Genomic DNA, 19,883 nt, shown 5'->3' with positions numbered 1-19,883 from the left:
GTCTTTTCCTTCACGCAAGGCCTGGATGGCTGCGTCCATGTCGAATTGAATTTTGTGGGTCATGTTTCATCTCTTTTTGGTGTAGTTTAAAGAAATGACACAGAATTATGAACAGTACCGTATGAAGCATCTGCTCTGACGCTGGCTCCCATAATCCTCTGTGAGACCCCATATCTAACTGTCTACTTGACGGTCTACATGCATTCCAACGCAGGAGCGTGGTAATTAGATCAAAACTTTATTTTTCACTACCCATGTAATAAATATCACTTCCCATTAGCTCACCTTTACAATTTACAAACTCATTTCCTCGCCACACACCAACATCAATATTAGTTATGCGGTCGATATCCGATGCAAGAGTTTCCGGCTGATTGGCGTCATGGTATCCGTTATGAAAAAAATACTCGCTTACTTTAGATTGTTTTAACGTTGGAAATTGTAGCTTCCCCGTTTTTGGATCTACATACATTTCTAATCTAACGGTATTCAAGAGAGACCTGCAAAAGTCTTTTATTACCACATGAGAAAGCTCCCCTGTTTTAATGTGATACCTTATTTGCAAAATAATCATATTTTTTTCGTAGTCATAATCAACGTCAACAAACCGGACTGCGGGTGCCGAGTCAGTTTGCTTTATACTATTTTCAAGGTCTTTTTTTAGAAAATATGTTCCCCAATCCAACAATGAAACAGGCTCATTGATGAGATAACGGACAGATAAACTAGGCTCTGCGTATGCAGCCTTTACAATGCAAAGGAAAAATATAATTGCGTACATTCTTCTCGATATTAACAACATATTTAAATCCGCGGCTCGTTAAATAAAAGAATTTTCATCGAAAAATAGACTAATATTCAAGCAATACATCATGCTGCCCTTCCCCGCTTCACATCCAAACAAACAGTAATCTCGCCACCCAGCTTTTTAATCGCCTCCCACAACTTTGGTGTCTTGGTGCCATAATACGGGTCCATCATACGACGTACTTCCTTTTCGTCCATACCAAGTTTTTTAGCCAAAGCAGTATTAGGCTCACCACTCTGTTTCGCCAAAAAATAAAAGCTGGCTTTCAATGCCAAATCCGAAGGAAGTGGAATAACAATCTGCCCCTCCTTAGGTTTTTGTGGCAAAGGCAATGGTTCTTTTTCTGCCATCACTGAAGCAATCGCTTCAGCAATACATTCGTAGGCATTATCGATCGCCTCTTCCATAGTTTCGCCATCGGTAGCGGCACCGTGAACACCGGAAAACTTAATTAAATAAAAACCTTCTTCATCGACGCTGACGTCAGCGGGATATGCGAGTTGCATAGTCATCTCCTAAATTTATTGATTAATGTCTTTCTTACTCAAACCAAGATCATCGAGCATGCTCTTTAGCAGCCCAGGACCGATTTCCTTTTTCCTATCCTTGATAGTGGTTCGTCGATCACCAAAATAAAGTGTCGCGTGAGAGCCCTTGCCGTGTTTTGAATCTAGACGAATCTCGCATCCCCGTTGCTTTGCCAGCTCTTTAAGTCGCTTAATCAGCTCGTTTCCATTCATGCTGTTGTCATCCATGCGCTGCAATCACCAGTATCGGACGTTTTAGTCCGATTTTCAATTATATTTTTTGTTTTGCTCAGATAAAACTATGCGAAAACGGTGAAAAGCCCTACTCATCCGCTTAGATCTAACCGACTGTAACGCCTCAGCCTCCCTACACCCCCTCCGCCAAATATGCGAAAATGCGGTTCTTTTTGACAGACCAGAGCCGTAAAACACCCCATGTCGACGGATACCCACGCCCCTTCAGCGGATAAACAGAGCATTTTCCAGTTGCCCAGCGCCGCTCCCGGCCCGCAACCACACCTGTGCGCCAGCCTGTACGGCAGCAGCATGGGGCTGTTGATCGCCGAACAAGCCAAGGCCCACAACGGGGTGGTGGTCGTATTGGCCGAGGACACCAGCAGCGCCAACCGTCTGGAAGAACAGCTGCAGTTTTACCTGCGCGGGGTGGAAAACACGCCGATCCTGGCCTTCCCCGACTGGGAAACCCTGCCCTACGACGTGTTCTCGCCCCATCAGGACATCGTTTCGCAGCGCCTGGAAGCCCTGTACCGTCTGCCGCAAACGCCGCGCGGCGTACTCATCGTCCCCGTCGCCACCCTGATGCAACGCCTCTGCCCCAAAGAATTCGTGGTCGGCAACAGTCTGGTGATCAACACTGGCGATCGCATCAACATCGAACAATTGCGCACCAATCTCACGACCAGCGGCTACAACGCCGTTTCGCAAGTCATGGATCATGGCGAATTTGCGGTGCGCGGCTCCATCATCGATTTATTCCCCAGCGGCAGCACACAACCCATCCGTCTGGATTTGTTTGACGACGAAATTGACAGCATTCGCCTGTTTGATGTGGAAACCCAGCGCACCGAAAAGAAAATCGAGCAGGTTCGCTTATTGCCTGCGCGTGAGTTTCCGTTCACCGATCAAGCCATCACCCGTTTTCGCCGCGCCTACCTGGACATGTTTGAAGGCGATCCGCAAAAAAATCAAATCTATCGTGAAGTCAGCAAAGGCCACATTCCCAACGGCGTGGAATATTATCTGCCGTTGTTTTTTGACGAGCTGGCCAGCCTGTTCGATTATTTGCCGAAAAATACCTTGGTCATCCGCACCACTCACGCTGCCGATGCCACGACAAAATTATTTACCGACATCGAAGATCGCTACGAGCAGCGCCGCTACGATATCGAGCGCCCGATTCTGGAGCCAAGCAAATTATATTTGCGCCCTGATGAGGTGATGCAACGACTCAACGCACTGCCCTCACTGCAGCTGCAAAATTTTGAAGCCAACGATCTGCAAAACAAACGCTTCAGCAATTTCGCCACCCTGGCACTACCCAAGCTCGCGTTCAATGCGCGCACAGAACAACCTGCGGATGCGTTGACCGCATTTATTCGCGACTTCGGTGGCCGCGTACTGTTCGTCGCCGAAAGCGAAGGACGTCGCGAAGTATTACTGGAAATGCTGCGCAATTACGGCATTGTTCCCGCCAGTTGCAAACACTGGCAGGAATTTGCCCAATCCCAAACCATGCTGGGACTCACCGTCGCACCTCTGGAAAGCGGTCTGGTGCTGGACAATCCAAAAATCGCACTGATCACCGAAGCGCAATTGTTTGGCGAGCGTGTCCAGCAACGTCGACGCCGCAACAAACAACAGCGCGATGCCGACAACATTGTTCGCAACCTGACCGAGCTGAATATCGGCTCGCCGGTCGTGCATCAGGATCATGGCGTGGGCCGCTATCTGGGTCTGCAAAAACTCGAACTGGGTGGCAATGTTGCGGAATATCTGACGCTGGAATACGCTAACGGCGACAAATTATATGTCCCCGTATCCTCGCTGCACTTGATCAGCCGCTACACCGGCGCGGCGCCAGAAAACGCTCCGCTGCACAGACTCGGCACTGATCAATGGGATCGCGCCAAAAAACGCGCCGCTGAAAAAGCCCACGACGTTGCCGCCGAACTGCTGGAAATTTTTGCCCGCCGCGAAGCCAGTCAGGGACATGCATTCCGCACCCACGACGAAGATTACGCCACCTTTGCCGCCAGTTTCCCGTTTGAAGAAACGCCCGACCAACAAACAGCTATCGAAGCCGTACTCAGCGACATGCAGCGCAAACGGCCCATGGATCGCGTTGTCTGCGGCGATGTAGGCTTTGGCAAAACCGAAGTGTCAATGCGCGCGGCCTTCGTTGCGGCCAACGGTGGCAAACAAGTGGTGCTGCTGGTTCCCACCACGCTGCTGGCACAACAACACTATGAAAATTATCTCGACCGTTTTGCTGATTGGCCATTCAAAATTGAATTATTGTCACGCTTCCGCAGCAAAAAAGAACAAACCGACGTTATTGCTGGTTTGAAGTCCGGCAAGGTGGATATCGTCATCGGCACACACAAACTGCTTAACGAAGACATCAAATATTCCAATCTTGGACTGGTGATCGTCGACGAAGAGCACCGTTTTGGTGTTCGCCAAAAAGAAAAACTCAAGGCACTGTGTGCCAATGTAGATTTGCTGACCCTGACCGCGACACCGATTCCACGCACGTTGAATATGTCACTGGCTGGACTGCGCGATTTGTCGATTATCGCCACACCACCGGCACAGCGCCTGGCGGTAAAAACATTCGTCAGTCAGTGGGACGATGGCTTGATCAAAGAAGCCTGTACGCGCGAATTAAAACGCGGCGGCCAGGTGTATTTTCTGCACAACGATGTGGAAAGCATCGAACGCACTTCCCGCGAACTTGCGGAACTGGTTCCCGATGCGAAGGTGGAATTTGCTCACGGTCAGATGCGTGAGCGTGAGCTGGAAATGGTGATGAGCGATTTTTATCATCGCCGTTTCAACATTCTGGTCTGTACCACCATCATCGAAAGCGGTATCGATATTCCCACCGCCAACACAATTATCATCAACCGTGCGGACAAACTCGGCTTGGCGCAGTTGCATCAGCTGCGCGGACGCGTGGGTCGCTCGCACCACCGCGCCTATGCCTATTTGTTGATTCCCAATCGCAAAACACTGACACCGGATGCCGAAAAACGTCTGGAAGCGATCGAATCACTGGAAAATCTTGGCGCCGGTTTTATGTTGGCAACTCACGACTTGGAAATTCGTGGCGCTGGCGAATTGCTGGGCGAAGAACAAAGTGGCCAGATCCACGAAGTCGGCTTCTCGATGTACAACGATTTGCTGCAACGCGCGGTTAAATCACTCAAGGAAGGCAAACAACCTGAACTGGATCGTCCGCTGGATCACGGTGCCGAGGTTGATCTGCAAACTCCGGCGCTCATCCCCGACGATTATCTGCCCGACGTTCATGCGCGCTTGACGTTGTACAAACGCATCGCCAACTGCCAGGACAAAGAAGAATTGCGCGAATTGCAGGTGGAAATTATCGATCGCTTCGGCCTGATGCCTGATCAGTTGAAGATGCTGATCACCATTACCGAACTAAAACTGCAAGCCAATCCGCTCGGCATTCTGAAAATCGAATTTGGCGCCAAGGGCGGCCGGATTATTTTCACCGAACGACCCAACATCGACCCGATGAAGATCATCAAACTGATTCAAACCAAACCTATGCTGTACAAAATGGATGGCCAGGACAAATTGCGCGTGCTGGGCGAATACGCCACCGCGAAAGAGCGCGTAGAGAAATTGCAGAATTTGATGCGGGAGTTTGTGGCGTAGCCTTTATCCACCCGTAGGGTGCGCACCATACACAAATCACAACCGGAGTTTTATTCCTCCGGTATGTCCTCGTTGCGGCCAAATCTGCCCGAGGCTTCCAGTTCAGTACGGAAACCAAAGTCGGCCAGATCTTCGATGCGCATGGGATAAAGGATGCCATCCAGGTGATCGTATTCGTGCTGAAACACGCGGGCATGGAAATCGCTGACTTCGCGCTCGATCTTCTCGCCTCTTTCGTTCAGGCCCCAATAACGAATCTGCCGATAGCGCGGCACGATGCCGTTCATGTCGGGGATGCTCAGGCAGCCTTCCCAGCCCGGTTCAATTTCGTCGCTGAGCGGCTCCCAGCCGGGGTTGATCAGCACGGTCGGCTCCACGGCCTCGGCGTCGGGATAGCGATCGCTTTTTTCCAGGCCAAAGATCATCAGGCGCAGGTTGATGCCGATCTGCGGAGCGGCCAAACCGACGCCATTGTAATCCTTCATGACTTGCCACATGATGTCGATAATCTTCTTCATGGTAGCGCCTGTGGGATCTTCGACTTCCACGCTTGGAGTGATCAGGCGGGAATCTCCCCAGCGCAGCACTTTGTATTGGTTCATGAAACACCTCAGTTGACGGGTCTGTCCAGCAGACAGACGTTGTTTTACCCGACTAGGATATCATGTAGAATCATTGCCTTACTCGCACCTTGCCACGGAATTATGATGCCCATGCACAAATTCTTCATGTCGTCTGCTACTGCTTTGATGTTGTTTGTCGCTTTCGACTCAAGCGCCGCCCCGGCAGAAGATAAAAACAGCCGCTGGTACCAAATTGATGTCGTGGTGTTTTCTTACGCCAACAACACCAAGAACCACGAAATCTGGCGCCCGGTTGGTCAAAATTCCGAAATGGCGGATGCCGCTGAAATTCTCTACCCCCCCGAAATCGCGGCGATGACCGCCGAATCCAAGCCTGACAAATACGTTCAGGGGGTGCCCACCCCACAGTCTGGTCTGGTCGAGGTAGCTGAAAGACTGGCCGCCAGCCCCGAATACCACCTGTTGCTGCACAAAGCATGGATCCAGCAGGTTGACCGTGACGTTGACCCTATGCCGGTCATGATCAATGACCAGACCGTAGACCCGCAAACCATGGGTTACCAGTCCGAGGAAGAAATTCAATGGGAACAGGCCACGGTGAAGTCTGGGGCAACCCAACCCCTGGTACCCGCCCCCAGCCCCTCGGGCGACGCCGAAAAGCTGCTGCAGCAAGCCATGAAGGCGGAGGAGCAACAATCCAAAGCCGGTGAGGCAGAAGAAATTGCCGTTGATCCTGTGCTCAACAGCATTCCTGTGACCAAAGTCGGCCCGTCAACCAACCTGGTGTTCGGTACGGTTGGCGTCAAATGGTCGCGCTATCTGCATTTGATGGTGGATGTCACCTATCGCCGCAACACGACCAAAACGGCTGGCCGCATCAGTGACGACAATCTGAAAGGTTTAGCGTTCGCCGATGCCGGCGTCAAACTGCCACCAGAACCGTTGACCAAATTGATGACGCCAGCGATTGCCGATTACCGCATTCAAGACTCACGTCGCCTGCGCAGCAATCAGGTTTACTTTTTTGACCACCCGCTGTTCGGCGTACTGGCCAAAGTCACTGCCTATGAAAAGGCCCCCGCTAAACCAGCACCCAAGGTGGATACCACGCCCAAAGCATCACGTGCCTTGGGCGGGCGTTAGCACTATACACGGATTAGCAACTCGGCAAGAATACGTCTGACCTTGGCCATGCCCTCGTCCAGATTTTCGACGATCATTTCCATGGTCAAATCGTCTGGGCAACGTCCAGCGGCTTCATTGGCAACCACCGCAATGGCGGCATATTCCAGTTCCAGTTCACGCGCCAATGCCGCTTCAGGCATCGCAGTCATACCCACGATGTCACAACCATCGCGTTCGTATTTGTTAATTTCTGCAGCGGTTTCCAAACGTGGACCCTGGGTGGCAGCGTAACAGCCTGTTTCCGCTGCATCCATTTTCAGGTCGCGACAAACGGCAATGATTTGCTCGCGCAGCGACTGGCTGTACGGATAGCTGAAGTCGATGTGAGTCACATGACTCAAACCTTCTTCAAAATAGGTGTTGATCCGTCCCCAGGTGTAATCAATGATCTGATCGGGAATCATGATTTTTTTCGGCAGCATGTCTGCGCGAATACCGCCTACCGCAGCAACTGCAACCACGCGATCCACGCCCGCTTCTTTCAACGCCCACAAATTAGCGCGATAGTTAATCTTGTGCGGTGGAATAGTGTGTCCCGCGCCATGACGCGGCAAAAACAGCACTTCTTTGCCAGCCAATTCGCCGTGCACCAGTGGACCGGAGGGTTCACCGTAAGGCGTGTGCATGATTTCCCGATTCAGAATTTTTAAATTCTCCAGGCTGGTCAAGCCCGTACCACCAATAATACCAACCAGTTTTTTACTCATCTTTTTTGTCTGCTGCGTAGATTTCGGGAAGATTGCGCCAGAAACCCTTGTAGTCCATGCCAAAGCCAAACACGTAACGGTCTGGAACGGTTGCACCACAATAGTCTGGCTTGAGATTTGGTACTTTGCGGGTGTGAATTTTTTCCACTAATACCGCAGTACTCACAGAAGCTGCTTTTTGCTTGTGACAGAACTGGATGATTGCAGCCAGCGTCTGTCCCTCGTCGAGAATGTCATCGATGATCAACACATGACGCCCTGCCAGATTTTTCTTCGGCTCGGCGATCCAGCGAAGCTCTGTGCCCTGCGTCAAATCTCCATAACGCGTCGCGTGGATGTAATCGAGTTCAAGCGGAAACCGCATGCGCAACAACATTTCACTGGCGGGAATCAATCCACCTGTCATCAACACCAGCACAAGGGGATTTTTGTCACCCAGCTGATGTTCCACCTTTTGCGCCATGTCATCCAATGCCAGGGAAAGTTCCTGTTTGGAAATAATCAGCTCAGCGCGCTGTAACACACCGCGAGCGGTGTCTGCACTAATGGCCATGCCCTAACCCCTGGGAAAAAAGGAAAAAGTATACCGCTTGGCGAACCCGTAAAACAACGCCCTGGTTGTGATGACACAACCAGGGCGCGTTATTCTGCCAACAAAAATTGCCTTAAAGGCAATCCGGACTAGTAGGTGAAAGTCACCGTGTCATCATCCATCGCTTCGCTGATGACGTAGGCACCGCCCACGGTTTCTTCGATTTCAGGAATCAAATCGTCTCCCCACAAATCCAGCGTCGGTGTACAAACTTTGAACACCGCACCCGCCTCATGGGCATCTTTGATGAATTCGTATACGCTCTTGGTGCTGCCTTCCTGTACGAACAGGTTTTCGGCAACGCCCTTCTTGGCCAGCTCGCCAGCCCGTCCCGTCAAAATGACTTCCACGTCAAACTCCATCGCTGCAGCAACGGTGGCCTGAAAAAACGGGGCGCCCAGCTCGGATGGATTTTTAGGATCAGTGTTAACCATGATGATTAATAGTTTATCCGCCATGTGATTCTCCAGTGTTAATGTTCCGTGGCAACGGTTTCCGCCGGGCCCAAAAATTATCCTACAAAAATTAGCAATTACTAATATTCAATTTGTGTGCCGTTTCAGTCGATTAGACACCGCAGCATGACGGTATATTAGCATTCGACGATATTAATTAGCGGACCAAATCGCGCCGACTTTACCTCTATTTTGCACAGTTAAATATTTCTGTGTCTTTTCTTAAACCTTAGACTGATTGATGTGATCAGCCAAGGCCAACGCATTTTGGTGGCGACGAACATCGGCACGACTGGAAGCGGATGACATTGGCTTGGCACGCATTCTTTCCAGGCGCTGGGTTGAGGTTGTATCGAGCGTCCAACGGTATTTGTCCAACACCTCAACAGCGCCTTTACGATTATTGCACACCAAAATCATGTCACAACCCGCCTGGATTGCCGCTTCGGCACGATCTGCAAAATTGCCAGCAACATGAGCTGCGGCCATGTTCAAATCGTCGCTGAAAACAACACCGTCAAACCCCATACGGCCGCGCAGCAGTTCGCGAATCCAGGTCGGCGAAAAACCAGCAGGCTGGCTGTCGATCTGCTCGTACACCACATGCGCCGGCATCACGGCGTCCAGCAAACCTTCCGCATTCAGCTGTTCAAACGGATAAACGTCGTTGCTCCAGATATCATTTAATTCCCGACGATCGACCGGCAGTTCCAGGTGCGAATCTTCGTTGACATAACCGTGTCCGGGAAAATGCTTGCCCACATTGGCCATGCCGACTTCACGCAGGCCACGAACGTACGCCTTGGCCAGAGCGGTGACTTTTTCTTTGTCCTGATGAAACGCGCGATCGCCAATCACCTGGCAGCGCTGGTGATCCAGATCAAGTACCGGCGCAAAACTGAAATCGATACCCACATCGCGCAATTCCACCGCCATCAGCCATGCCATTTCAGCCGCAGCAGCGCTCGCTTTTGCCTGATCATGATCAAACCAATGTCCCAGTTTGCGCAGCGCTGGCAGTGGTGCAAAGCCTTCGCGAAACCGTTGTACGCGTCCGCCTTCGTGGTCCACACAGATCAAAATTTCAGGACGCTGTTCGCGCACACAACGCACCAGGTCGGTGATTTGTTGTTTGCTTTCAAAATTGCGTTTGAAGAAAATCAAACCACCTACCATCGGATGACGCAGAATTTCTTTTTCCACATGATCCAATTCGATGCCTTCCAAATCCAGCATCAATGGCCCTAGTACCATAATATTTTTCCTCTATTACCGACGGTCACGGGACCGGACATCCAGCCGATCGCGTAACTGGTCACCCAATAAATTCACGGCCAGCACCACCAGCATCATGGCAATGCCTGGTACCAACACCATATGTGGCGCTACCAGCATGTAGCGCGTTCCATCACGAATCATGCTGCCCCAGGAGGCTTCGGGAGGCTGGACACCCAGACCCAAAAACGACAATCCGGCTTCGGCAATCACCACGCCGGCAATACCAAACGTCGCTTCGACAATCAGCGGCGCACTGATCAGCGGCAGCAAATGCCGATTGATGATGCGCATGGGGCGGGTACCGAGTGACACCGCTGCGACCACATGATCACGCTGTTTCAACGCCATGATCTGCGCACGACTCAGGCGCGCATACCCCACCCAGCCAACAATGGACAAGGCGATGACCACGTTTTCAACCCCAGGCCCCATCACGCCCGCAAAGGCAATCGCCAGCAAAATACCGGGAACGGCCAGAAAAATATCGATGACCCGAACCACCACCAGATCAACCCAACCACCCACATAGGCGCTGACCGAGCCGATGAACGTACCGATCAAAAATGAAATCACCATCACCCAAACGGCAACGTACAACGACGTCTGCGCGCCCATGACCAGACGATCCCAAATCGGTCGTCCCAGATCATCGTATCCCAACCAGGCACCACTGACCGGCCCCTGCAAAATATTCGGCAAGTCGACTTTATCCGGCTCCAGCGGCAACCACGGTCCAAGCACGGCCATCGCCAGCCAGCTCGCCACAATGACATAGGGAAACCAGCGCATCATTCTCCCTCTCCCAAACGAATCCGCGGATCAACCCAGGCGTAGACAATATCTGTCAAAATGTTCACCACCACGTAAGCCAGACTGATCAACAGCACGCACGCCTGCACCACCGGATAATCGCGGCGCTGAATCGCCTCAATGGTCAACTGGCCGACACCGGGCCAGGAAAATACGGTTTCGGTAATCACCGCACCACCGAGCAAAGTTCCCAACTGCAACCCCACCAGGGTAATCACCGGCAGCAGCGCATTGCGCACACCGTGACGATAAACCACCAGCGTCTCGGACAGACCCTTGGCGCGCGCGGTACGGATGTAATCCTCGCCCAGTACTTCCAGCAACGTGCTGCGCATCATCCGCGCCAGTATCGCCGCCAAGGCGGTACCCAGGGTAAACGCCGGCAGCACGATGGATTCCCAGCCGTCCTTGCCGCTCACCGGCAACCACCCCAGCCAGATGGAAAAAATCATGATAAGGATCGGTCCCATCCAGAAATTGGGAATGGAGACACCAGACAACGAGAAGCCCATGGCCAGATGATCGCCGAGTTTGCCCTTGTGGGTCGCGGCCAGCACACCCAATGGCAGCGCAAATGCGATCGCGATGATCAGGGAAATCACCGCCAGTTGCGCGGTGGCAGGAATGCGTTCAGCGAGTAATTCGGTAATCGGTCGACGAAAGTGCAGTGATTCGCCCAGATTAAACTGCGCCAGTCCGCGCAAATAATCCCAGAATTGCACCATCAGTGGTTTGTCCAGCCCCAGTGCTGCCCGCAGTGCCTCGCGGTCGGCCGGACGAGCAGATTCACCCAGCATCATTTCAACGGGATCACCCGGCACCAGATGAATCAGGAAAAATACGATACACACCACACCCAGTACGACAACCAAGGCGCTCAGCAGGCGAGAAACAATATAATTAAGCATTCAGAACCAGCGTTTTATTCTGTCCAAACCCGAAACATTTCGGCATTCTAACTTAAGCCGATCTTTTGTATGCAAAAATATCACCGAAACACCTCAGCGGGAGAAAAACTTATGCGCGCCGTTTTTTTGGATAGCCAAACTGTCGACAACAACGACATTCAGTTTGATGCTCTGCATAACGCCGTGGACGCGCTGCAACTGCGCCCCACCACTGCTGCCCGTGAATTACTGCCTGCCCTGCAAAACCAACAAATTGCCATCAGCAATAAAATCGTGCTTGATGGTCAGACCTTACAGCAATGCCCAGAACTTCGCCTGATCTGCGTCGCCGCCACCGGCACCAACAACATCGACTTGGTGACAGCAAAAGCACTGGGCATCACCGTCTGCAACGTCACCCGTTACGCGACACCCTCGGTGACGCAACTGGTGTTCAGTTTTATGCTGAATTTTTTCACCCGCACCCCGGACTACCAGCACGCGGTGCACGCTGGTCGCTGGAGCCAAAGCCCATTTTTTTGTCTGCTGGATTTCCCCATCACCGAGCTGCATGGCAAGACCCTGGGCATTATCGGCTACGGTGAACTTGGTCGCTCAGTGGCCAATATCGCCACTGCGTTTGGTATGAAGGTCCTGATCGCACAGGGCTCGCATCCGGCCCCTGACCGTGTGCCATTGCCCCAGTTGTTGCAACAGGCCGATGTGGTGAGTCTGCATTGCCCGTTGACCGAGCAAACCCGCCACCTGATCGGTGCAAAACAACTGACGATGATGAAACCCGGCGCTCTGCTGATCAACACCGCACGCGGCGGAATCGTCGATGAAGCCGCCCTGATTCAGGCCCTGCAGCAAGGCAGCATTGGCGGTGCCTGCGTTGACGTCCTCAGCCAGGAGCCTCCATCAGCGGACCATCCCATGTTGAGACACGACATTCCCAATCTGGTCGTCACACCCCATATTGCCTGGGCCAGTCGCGAAGCACGGCAACGCCTATGCGACCAAATCGCGGCCAACATCACCGCGTTCCGCACGGGCTCGCCCATCAACGTGATGTAACAGGAGTCGGCTTGTAGAGAACTTTGTCGCCGGGATAGATCCGGTCGGGATTATTGATTTGGCTCCAGCGAGCCAAATCATCATAGCGAAAGGGATTGTTGAGGTAGGCCTGGGCAATGTCCCACAGGGTGTCGTTGGGCAATACCCGGTAAGTTTGCCACGGCGCTATCACCTGATTATCGATGGAAAACCACAGTGGGCCATCCTCCTGATAGGACAAATAGCGATGCAACAACGCCACATCAACCAGCGACAAGTGAATATCAAACGGCTCATCGCCAATGGCCTTGCGAGGCGTATCCAGACTGGACACATTCTGCGCTGGGGGTAAGGATGATGGCACCGCCGCCGGTTCCGATTGAACATTTCTCAGCGCAGAATCTGGCGCCCCATCACCAAACCAGACCAAGCCCCCGGCAATCAACACCCCCAGGATCAACAACAGCACAAGCAGACGCCACCGACTAAACAGTCCTGAGGTACGCCGCCGAACTAGGTGATCTGCCTGGTGCATTTGCGCATATTGCTCGCGGGCGCGTTCCACCACGCCAACCAGATAGTTCACCGGCTCGCCGTCGTCGTCGATCAGCATCTTGGCGGAACGATGCGTATCCTCAAACGGCTCGGCAACCGACTTGGACTCCACGGGACGAGGAGGCACTGCCGGTGGTTTCTGAGCCACCGTTCCCGTCACGAGGACGGAATCGTTTTCGTCCAGCTCAGATTCCAGATCAACCAGCTCCGAAATCGTCGTCGTCACCGCTGAATCGCGTACCGCCGGCACACGCAAACGCGCAGGAGGATTTGACGGTGACAGCGGTGTTTCACGAGAAACAATGTGTGATTTTCTTTTTTCTTTTTCAGTAGTTATATCAATGATATTAGATTTAACTTCACATCTGGAATCACCATCTACCAACCCCACAGACACCGCATCCATCGCCACATCGCTATCATCCAACAGGGTCGTTGGCCCCCATGGATTCTGCGCAGACTGCCGTGCCTCACCGTCTATCTGCTCAACCTTGTCCGGCGTCGCCTCCGCCACCTCCGAACTCCATGGCAACGGCAAAATCTCATCGTCATCTTCGACCGGCGCTTGATCCTGCGGCACTTGATTGGCGTCACGTGGCTCAGTTACCGGGGCTGTATCCAGCGGGAAAATCCGCGACAGTGAAACGCCGTGCGATGGATGGCTCTTCGCTGCGGGCGCAGCAGACGATTCAACATTAGCAAATTCACTTAACACACTGGCAAACTTGGTAAATTCATCCGCAACATCACCATTGCTCACAGGCACATCCAGTTCTGCAGGGACGGTCCAGGGCGTAGCATCATCCACAACTTCGTCGGCAATAATCATTTGCGTGGACAACGGCATCGATACCACGTCATCCGCGACCTCGCCCGGCAAGTCACCCGCCTCCATGATGTCACCAACGGCCTCGGCAGGCTGATCAAGCTCCGTTGTCTCATCCCCCTCCGCCACAACGGTCAAGCTGTCTGGCGGAGTATGCTCGTCGGCAGACTCCAGAACCTCGTCCGACAACAATCCCCCTGCAGCAATCTCACTGAGGATCTCGGCATGCTGGGCAAACTCCGCCGACAAATCGCCAATGCCAACGGGCACATCACTGTCCGCCATAATGATCAAACTGTCTGACGGGGTGCAGACATCGTCCACCGGAATCAGGCTGGCGAGTTCGGAAACTGGACGATTCGACTCAGCCACATCCGTCAGCATGGGCGGAAATTCACTGTTCCAATCGGCCGCCAGCCCATCCCATTCGTCGGCGTAACGACTAAATCCACTGTGCATTTCCCGCGCAGCCGCCGGCCATTCAACCTCCCGAGCAGCGGGTCCCGAACGATCTGCCGCTGGGTCAAGCACAGGAACGGCTGGGTTTTCTGCAACCTCTACATTGGCAGCCAATAGCCCAACAATGTCGTCCGTCTCTTCGCCGGCCTGCACCTCATCGAGAGGCGCCATCTGATCGGCCCTAGGCCCAAGTTCAGGTTCAGACGCCTGGGTAATCTCGGGTTCGGGTTCAGCCTCTGGCTCTGATTCGGAAATCAATGTCGGTGTGGAATCCGACAGCTCGGGCCGAGCCGGTGGCAATTCAATCTGTTCGCTCAACAACTGCGACGGCATCTCGGCGGCAAGCGCCTGCGATGTTTCGTCAACCAGCAGTTCGTCGCCGACCGGCAGCACATCCTCGCCTTCGACCAAAACAAGGGCTGCCGGCACGGGCTCTTCAATCTGCGGCGATACGACAGCATCTAAAACCGGGGCATCCTGTGCCACCACATCACCTTGCGGTGCGTAATGGGCCAGCGCATTTACACTGGGGGTAGTCAACAACTTGTCGAAACGGCTGTACAGACAAATGCGTTCTTGCCAGTACAAGGTTTTTTCAAACGGGCTGGGGCCATCAAAATACGGCGCGGGACTCCAGTCGGCAGGATAATCCGAACTGATTTCCAGAACTTCATCCACCCAAAAACCCGTCAAACCATGCTCGGTATAGGCGACGACAAACCGACCACTCAAGGGATCATCGGGTATAGGCAAACCAAATTTGTGATGCAGCGACAACAGCGCGACGGTTTTGTCCCGGTAATGAAACATCCCCATCACACCTTCGGCGTGATAGGGCATGCTGGCCAGCGGTTCGGGCATGACGACACTGTCTACTTCGCCAATCGGCGTGCAGCAGGTCACCGGCCCAACCCTGAAAAAGAGAAGTTTTTCGTTTTGCTCGGTATGCTTCATTTACTGTGACCGGGAGGATCCCAACCACAGTAACGGCAAGAAGATATTAAAAATGTAGTAACAATCTAATTGAACGAGAGTCGCTGATTGGCCCACTCCAGTACCGTACGCACTCGAGGTGTCACCAGCTTTTTGGCTTCCTGATAGCTCACCCAGCGATATTCTTCGTGTTCCGGACGACCGATTTCCGGATTGATGGGCAAATCAACCTGGCGCTGATGAGTCAGTCCCAGGTAATACCTTGCAACCTTGCCCCGCCCATAGGGGCCGGTATCCAAAAACTCCTTGCCCCAGGGAAACTCCAGATCGCAAATCGTCGATTCTTCGCGCACTTCGCGCAGCGCGGCGTCAAACGGCTGCTCGCCAGCCTCAACCATCCCTTTGGGAAAATCCCAATGCTGATAGGCACGTAACAATAGATAGTGATACGACTGAGCGTCGCGCATCACTACAACTACTCCTGCGGACATGCTTTTCTGTTCCATTGGTCAACACTACCCTTTCCCACTCGCCTCCAGGGCAACAACTCGAGGTGCTGCCAACTTTTTAACTATATGGCAACCTTAACGTTTTTTGTCACTCAAGGCTAGCCAACTTCTCTCGATATCCTTGTATTAGTTCACCGCGGAGGTGGCACCTGTGCAAAAACGCATCGGTAAACATATCAAAAAAATCGCCCTGATCAGTCTGATCAACGGCCTGTTGATCAGCTTTCTTTACGGCGCAGGATTGCTCACGCCACTGGAAAACTGGTCCTACGACGCACGCATGCAAACCATGCGCGCCGACCGGCAGCCCGACGCTAATGTCGCCGTCATCCTTATTGATGATGCCTCATTAAAGGCCTTGGAAAGTTCGCTGGGACGCTGGCCCTGGCCACGATCTGTCTACGCGGGATTGCTGGACTTTTTTGCCCTCGCCCCGCCCAAGGCGGTCATGTTTGATATCACCTTTACCGAATCCCAGCAGAATACCGACGATGATCAAGCTCTGGTCGCAGCCACCGCCGAAGCACCATTTGCCTATCACGCAACACGATTTGTGCTGGATCAGGCGGACGCCTCTAATCAGCATCAGCTAAACCGTCCGTTGCCTGAACAATTTTCCGGCACCTTTTCGCTTAATTTGCGCTACGGCGATACCCAAATCGACGGCCTGACCAGTCTGCAGAACAACAATTTCTATTTACCCTTTGAAGATTTATGGAAAAGCAGCGCCGGTATCGGGGTAGTCGACGTCAATAGTGATAAGGATGGCGTATATCGACGTGTCCGCCTGATGCACCGCTATCAAGATCTGGTATTTCCCTCTCTGTCGACCGCTGCCCTGTTCGATCAGTGGGAACCCAGCGAAATTATCAAACACGATGGCAAACTGCATATTGGCGAACGCACAATTCCACTGGATAGCGACGAAAAATATCTGGTTAATTATTACTCAGAGTTTAAAGCCTACTCCATTAGTGGCATCTTCGCCGCCATTCAACAAATGCAAAATGGAAACACCGACAAGCTGATTGTCGATCCCCGTGAGTTTGAAAACAAATATGTTTTCATTGGTGCCAGTGCGGCAGGCCTGTTCGATTTGAAAAACACCCCAATGGACGCCAGCTTGCCAGGAGTCAATGTTCACGCCTCAATCACCAGTAATATTTTGCAAAATGATTTTCTGCAACAAGCACCTACCTGGCTGACATACGTGCTGATCTGGTTGCTGATTTTTATCACCGTTTACGGGATTTTTCTGGGCAAGCGTGGCGTTGCCCAAGCACTGCTACCTATTGCACTCGGCGTGACTCTGTTTGCCTGTGCCTATTATCTGTTTGGCCAAAACTGGGTAATCAATCTGGCTTCACCTGCGCTGGGCATCGCCTCATCCTGGTTAAGCAGTTTTGCGGTACTGGCATTAACTGAAGGCAAGGAAAAGCAGCGCTTCAAAAATATGATGTCCCAATACTTATCACCAGCGGTGCTCAATACCGTGGTCGACAATCATGAAGAATTTGCCAAGGCCGGCATCGGATCGAAAGAACGTATCACCGTACTTTTTTCTGACATCCGTGGCTTTACCAACATGTCCGAAACCTTACCTCCGGAAAAAGTGGTCGATATTCTCAATCATTATTTTTCTGACATGACCGAAGCCATTTTTGCTGAACAAGGCACCATCGATAAATTCATCGGCGATGCCATCATGGCCTATTGGGGGGCGCCAGTAAAAATGGAACGACACGCTTTTCATGCGATTCGTGCGGCGATGCAAATGGAAAAACGTTTGGTGAATGTCAACCAGTGGCTGACCAATCAAAGCTATCCCACGCTTGCCATCGGCGTAGGCATCCATACCGGGCACGCAATCCTTGGCAACATCGGCTCGGACACCAAGCTCGATTACACCATCATTGGTGACACGGTGAATTTGGCCTCGCGCATGGAAGGTTTGACCAAGCAATACCAGACCTGCGTTCTGATCACCGAAACCACTCAGCAGGATGTCAAAGATGAAATCGTGTGCCGCCTGATTGACTTGGTCCGAGTCAAAGGAAAAAAACAACCGGTTCGCATCTATCAACCGCTAGGAATCATCGCGGAGATGAGCGAACAGGAACGCCGGGCGGCTGAACAACTGGCGGCCATTGCCCAGCAGGCCTTCGACCATTATCTCGCCAGACAATGGCACGAAGCGGCGTCCCTGCTGGCTAAAACTTCGTTGGATTTTGCATTCGACATGCTCAACCAACGTTGCCTGCACTACATGCAGGAAGCTCCAGCGGACTCCTGGGACGGTGTTTTCACCATGACCAGCAAGTAATCCTACTTTTAATCGGAGAATTAACTGTGACTACCATCACACTTTATAATTCTTCTGCCATTAAAGAGAGTTCGCCCTGACGCCGATCCTGTTATCAAGACGAACTGACATTGATCGGAGAACATTTATGAAACGATTGGCGCTACTGGTAGGAGTTGCACTTCTGTCCGGCCAGGCTTATGCCGAGGAATATTTGTATATCCTCAGTGCCAAAGCCAGCATCAAATCCGAACCAACGTTTTCATCCCAAACCATTGAAAGTGCAACCAAAGGCGAAAAACTCGTCACCACCGACAAGAACAATCGCTGGTTCAAGGTACGCTACCATGACAAAGAGGGCTGGATCTCACGCTTGTCCGTGTCTCCCAACCCTCCTGGCAGAGCGGCTCGTCGTTTGGCGCTAAATGACGAGAACCTGCAAGACAATGCCCGCCTGCGCGCATCGTCCGTATCAACCACTGCAGCGGTACGTGGTTTGCAAGGTGATGAGCGTAATCGCCTTGGCCAGTACGAAACCGCCACTGATTTCCAGGCATTGGCAACCGTCGAGAAAATGAGTATTAGTTCGGACAAACTAGTTAGTTTCTTGGATGAAAGACCATTTAAATGATAAACACACTAACAACCTCCCAAAGAACAACTTCTACACTACTTGCCGCCCTACTCACGGGCGGCTTGTTTTTTTCTGCCAATAGCGTTGCCGGGGATTTTCATCAACGTGAACATCAAGTGACCTTGCAGCAAATCACTGACAATGACATCCAGGCAGAAATTGAATTCGGTCAGAACATTGCGGCTCGCATCCTGGGACGCGTTCCGCTGCTTAATAATCCCAAGCTCACTGAGTACGTCAATCTGGTCGGACAGTCACTGGCATCCAATGCCAATCGTCCTGAGTTGGGATTCCGCTTTGCCGTTCTGGATGCAGACTTCGTTAACGCCTATTCCACCCCCGGTGGCTATGTGTTTATTACCCGTGGCGCGCTACAGAAAATGGAAGACGAATCAGAATTGGCGGCCGTATTGGCGCATGAAATAGCCCATATTGGCGAACGCCACATCGTCAATTCCTTCAAGATCAAAGGCAAAGATGAAAACGAGAATGTCACCGGAGCCGCACGACTTCTCAGTGGTGGCAAAGATTCGGCCGCCGCCGCCTTTTTACAAGCGTTGGATCAAGCCGTCGACTTGTTATTTAAAACCGGCTTCAATCACGATGACGAATACGGTGCCGATACCCAAGCCATTTTGTTACTGGCCAGTACCGGATATGACGTCCATGCGCTCAAGCGTTACCTGAAACGTGTCGACAACCGCCATAGCACACAAGAAGCGTCCACTCATCCAATCAGTCAACAGCGGTTCACCGCCATTGACGACGTCATCAAAAGCGAAGGGCTGAACGACTTCAAGGGTGCAACGGCAAAGTCCCGATTTAAAAAGTATTCCAAAGGTGGATAGTGGA

18 protein-coding genes are annotated in these 19,883 nt (G+C 52.3%); 6 read left to right on the top strand and 12 right to left on the bottom strand.

Going from position 1 to position 19,883, the window contains the following annotated elements:
- Positions 1–238: 238 nt before the first annotated feature.
- From OEW58_02020 to OEW58_02010, 3 genes are all read right to left on the bottom strand, one after another.
- The gene (locus OEW58_02020) at positions 239–802 is read right to left on the bottom strand and encodes a hypothetical protein (protein MDH5300123.1); all 564 of its coding nucleotides are present in this window, start codon (positions 800–802) and stop codon (positions 239–241) included.
- Positions 803–870: 68 nt separating this feature from the next.
- Entirely contained in the window at positions 871–1,314 is a 444-nt protein-coding gene (locus tag OEW58_02015) for a type II toxin-antitoxin system HicB family antitoxin (protein ID MDH5300122.1), read from the bottom strand.
- A gap of 15 nt (positions 1,315–1,329) precedes the next feature.
- Positions 1,330–1,563: a type II toxin-antitoxin system HicA family toxin gene (locus OEW58_02010; GenBank protein MDH5300121.1), complete on the bottom strand. Its 234-nt coding sequence runs from the start codon at positions 1,561–1,563 to the stop codon at positions 1,330–1,332.
- A 207-nt stretch (positions 1,564–1,770) separates the two neighbouring features.
- Here OEW58_02010 and mfd point away from each other — a divergent pair, with 207 nt between their 5' ends.
- Complete coding sequence (gene mfd / locus OEW58_02005; GenBank protein MDH5300120.1) at positions 1,771–5,259, top strand: transcription-repair coupling factor; 3,489 nt, start codon at positions 1,771–1,773, stop codon at positions 5,257–5,259.
- 50 nt (positions 5,260–5,309) lie between these two features.
- Here the strand turns inward: mfd and def are convergent, their stop codons facing one another.
- Positions 5,310–5,861, bottom strand: a complete 552-nt coding sequence (gene def, locus OEW58_02000; GenBank protein MDH5300119.1) for a peptide deformylase — start codon at positions 5,859–5,861, stop codon at positions 5,310–5,312.
- A 111-nt stretch (positions 5,862–5,972) separates the two neighbouring features.
- Here def and OEW58_01995 point away from each other — a divergent pair, with 111 nt between their 5' ends.
- On the top strand, positions 5,973–6,986 hold the full coding sequence (locus tag OEW58_01995) for a peptidoglycan binding protein CsiV (protein MDH5300118.1): 1,014 nt from the start codon (positions 5,973–5,975) through the stop codon (positions 6,984–6,986).
- Between the two features lie 2 nt (positions 6,987–6,988).
- Here OEW58_01995 and OEW58_01990 read toward each other — a convergent pair whose 3' ends face one another.
- The 6 genes from OEW58_01990 to OEW58_01965 form a co-directional block, all read right to left on the bottom strand.
- A complete protein-coding gene (locus OEW58_01990; protein ID MDH5300117.1) occupies positions 6,989–7,735 on the bottom strand; it encodes an S-methyl-5'-thioinosine phosphorylase in 747 nt (248 codons plus the stop codon).
- Positions 7,728–8,288 (bottom strand): hypoxanthine-guanine phosphoribosyltransferase, encoded by a 561-nt coding sequence (locus OEW58_01985; protein MDH5300116.1) that lies wholly within the window; start codon positions 8,286–8,288, stop codon positions 7,728–7,730. Before OEW58_01985 ends, OEW58_01990 begins: the two co-directional genes overlap by 8 nt.
- A 128-nt stretch (positions 8,289–8,416) precedes the next feature.
- On the bottom strand, positions 8,417–8,785 hold the full coding sequence (locus OEW58_01980) for a DsrE family protein (protein MDH5300115.1): 369 nt from the start codon (positions 8,783–8,785) through the stop codon (positions 8,417–8,419).
- Between the two features lie 219 nt (positions 8,786–9,004).
- Positions 9,005–10,036, bottom strand: coding sequence for a beta-N-acetylhexosaminidase (nagZ, locus tag OEW58_01975; protein ID MDH5300114.1), 1,032 nt, complete (start codon positions 10,034–10,036; stop codon positions 9,005–9,007).
- A 15-nt stretch (positions 10,037–10,051) separates the two neighbouring features.
- Positions 10,052–10,849, bottom strand: coding sequence for an ABC transporter permease (locus tag OEW58_01970; GenBank protein MDH5300113.1), 798 nt, complete (start codon positions 10,847–10,849; stop codon positions 10,052–10,054).
- Positions 10,849–11,778: an ABC transporter permease gene (locus OEW58_01965; GenBank protein ID MDH5300112.1), complete on the bottom strand. Its 930-nt coding sequence runs from the start codon at positions 11,776–11,778 to the stop codon at positions 10,849–10,851. The genes OEW58_01970 and OEW58_01965 overlap by 1 nt, the downstream gene beginning before the upstream one ends.
- A 111-nt stretch (positions 11,779–11,889) precedes the next feature.
- Between OEW58_01965 and OEW58_01960 the strand changes: the two genes are divergently transcribed.
- Entirely contained in the window at positions 11,890–12,834 is a 945-nt protein-coding gene (locus OEW58_01960) for a 2-hydroxyacid dehydrogenase (protein MDH5300111.1), read from the top strand.
- On the opposite strand, the gene OEW58_01955 is transcribed toward OEW58_01960, so the two are convergent.
- Positions 12,821–15,607: a chemotaxis protein CheW gene (locus OEW58_01955; protein ID MDH5300110.1), complete on the bottom strand. Its 2,787-nt coding sequence runs from the start codon at positions 15,605–15,607 to the stop codon at positions 12,821–12,823. The genes OEW58_01960 and OEW58_01955 overlap by 14 nt on opposite strands.
- Before the next feature lie 65 nt (positions 15,608–15,672).
- Positions 15,673–16,077, bottom strand: a complete 405-nt coding sequence (locus OEW58_01950; GenBank protein MDH5300109.1) for an NUDIX domain-containing protein — start codon at positions 16,075–16,077, stop codon at positions 15,673–15,675.
- Positions 16,078–16,246: 169 nt separating this feature from the next.
- On the opposite strand from OEW58_01950, the gene OEW58_01945 reads away from it, so the two are divergent.
- The 3 genes from OEW58_01945 (at position 16,247) to OEW58_01935 (ending at position 19,879) form a co-directional block, all read left to right on the top strand.
- A complete protein-coding gene (locus OEW58_01945) occupies positions 16,247–18,418 on the top strand; it encodes an adenylate/guanylate cyclase domain-containing protein (GenBank protein MDH5300108.1) in 2,172 nt (723 codons plus the stop codon).
- A gap of 127 nt (positions 18,419–18,545) precedes the next feature.
- On the top strand, positions 18,546–19,028 hold the full coding sequence (locus OEW58_01940) for an SH3 domain-containing protein (protein MDH5300107.1): 483 nt from the start codon (positions 18,546–18,548) through the stop codon (positions 19,026–19,028).
- A 65-nt stretch (positions 19,029–19,093) separates the two neighbouring features.
- Entirely contained in the window at positions 19,094–19,879 is a 786-nt protein-coding gene (locus OEW58_01935) for a M48 family metalloprotease (protein ID MDH5300106.1), read from the top strand.
- The last annotated feature ends 4 nt before the right edge of the window (positions 19,880–19,883 follow it).

Source organism: Gammaproteobacteria bacterium, from assembly GCA_029884425.1.
In the GTDB taxonomy this organism is placed as follows: Bacteria; Pseudomonadota; Gammaproteobacteria; order S012-40; family S012-40; genus JAOUHV01.
This window is presented reverse-complemented; position numbering and strand designations above follow the sequence as displayed.

Bases quoted from the DNA above. Each gene is read 5' to 3' on its own strand.
- nagZ (MDH5300114.1), bottom strand. From the start codon at position 10,036: ATGGTACTAGGGCCATTGATGCTGGATTTGGAAGGCATCGAATTGGAT.
- OEW58_01940 (MDH5300107.1), top strand. From the start codon at position 18,546: ATGAAACGATTGGCGCTACTGGTAGGAGTTGCACTTCTGTCCGGCCAG.
- OEW58_01960 (MDH5300111.1), top strand. From the start codon at position 11,890: ATGCGCGCCGTTTTTTTGGATAGCCAAACTGTCGACAACAACGACATT.
- mfd (MDH5300120.1), top strand. From the start codon at position 1,771: ATGTCGACGGATACCCACGCCCCTTCAGCGGATAAACAGAGCATTTTC.
- OEW58_01985 (MDH5300116.1), bottom strand. From the start codon at position 8,288: ATGGCCATTAGTGCAGACACCGCTCGCGGTGTGTTACAGCGCGCTGAG.
- OEW58_01955 (MDH5300110.1), bottom strand. From the start codon at position 15,607: ATGAAGCATACCGAGCAAAACGAAAAACTTCTCTTTTTCAGGGTTGGG.
- OEW58_02020 (MDH5300123.1), bottom strand. From the start codon at position 802: ATGTTGTTAATATCGAGAAGAATGTACGCAATTATATTTTTCCTTTGC.
- OEW58_02015 (MDH5300122.1), bottom strand. From the start codon at position 1,314: ATGCAACTCGCATATCCCGCTGACGTCAGCGTCGATGAAGAAGGTTTT.
- OEW58_01950 (MDH5300109.1), bottom strand. From the start codon at position 16,077: ATGTCCGCAGGAGTAGTTGTAGTGATGCGCGACGCTCAGTCGTATCAC.
- def (MDH5300119.1), bottom strand. From the start codon at position 5,861: ATGAACCAATACAAAGTGCTGCGCTGGGGAGATTCCCGCCTGATCACT.
- OEW58_02010 (MDH5300121.1), bottom strand. From the start codon at position 1,563: ATGGATGACAACAGCATGAATGGAAACGAGCTGATTAAGCGACTTAAA.
- OEW58_01970 (MDH5300113.1), bottom strand. From the start codon at position 10,849: ATGCGCTGGTTTCCCTATGTCATTGTGGCGAGCTGGCTGGCGATGGCC.
- OEW58_01980 (MDH5300115.1), bottom strand. From the start codon at position 8,785: ATGGCGGATAAACTATTAATCATCATGGTTAACACTGATCCTAAAAAT.
- OEW58_01990 (MDH5300117.1), bottom strand. From the start codon at position 7,735: ATGAGTAAAAAACTGGTTGGTATTATTGGTGGTACGGGCTTGACCAGC.
- OEW58_01995 (MDH5300118.1), top strand. From the start codon at position 5,973: ATGCACAAATTCTTCATGTCGTCTGCTACTGCTTTGATGTTGTTTGTC.
- OEW58_01965 (MDH5300112.1), bottom strand. From the start codon at position 11,778: ATGCTTAATTATATTGTTTCTCGCCTGCTGAGCGCCTTGGTTGTCGTA.